This window comes from Pseudomonas sp. 86_A (assembly GCF_017491705.1).
Lineage (GTDB): Bacteria > Pseudomonadota > Gammaproteobacteria > Pseudomonadales > Pseudomonadaceae > Aquipseudomonas > Aquipseudomonas koreensis.
Genome location: NZ_JAFGYS010000107.1, coordinates 1 through 489, shown reverse-complemented (window position 1 = coordinate 489; position 489 = coordinate 1). Strand labels below are relative to the sequence as shown.

1 protein-coding gene is annotated in these 489 nt (G+C 74.0%); it reads right to left on the bottom strand.

Annotated elements, in window-relative coordinates; genetic code table 11:
- On the bottom strand, nt 1–489 hold a 489-nt coding region (locus J5M57_RS28220), incomplete at both ends, for a hypothetical protein (protein ID WP_207938508.1).

Here is a 489-nt window from a genome sequence, read left to right as displayed (position 1 = left end):
AGCCGCTACGGCGGCTGCCGTTCAGGTTCACGGTCGGCGCCTGCTGGCCGACGGGCGGGATCGCGTTGATTGCCGCGCGCCCGGCGTTGTACGGCGTCGACGCGGACACGAATACCTTCGGCATGAACTCCGATTCCGCCGCCTTGATCTTCGCCGCGCTCGCCTGCGCGGCCGCGTACGCGCCCGGCACGTCGGGGCGGCGCGCGGGCGCGATCGCCTGTGCGTCTCGTCGATCCGTACGCGCGGGCATCTCGCCGATCCATGCGTGCGTGCGGCGAATCCAACCTGGCATCCGGCATGATTCGTCGCGCAGGTCGTCGCGGATGGTTTTCGTCGGCGGGCGAGTGCGGCCGACGATCGGCGGCGCGCCGCATCGCACCGCCGGCGCGGGCGCACCGCCGCGATGCGCGTGTCGCCGCGCATCGCGCGGCCGCTTGCGCCGCCCGCACGCGCGGTTTCCGTCCTCGCCTGCGACGGCCGCAATCGCCG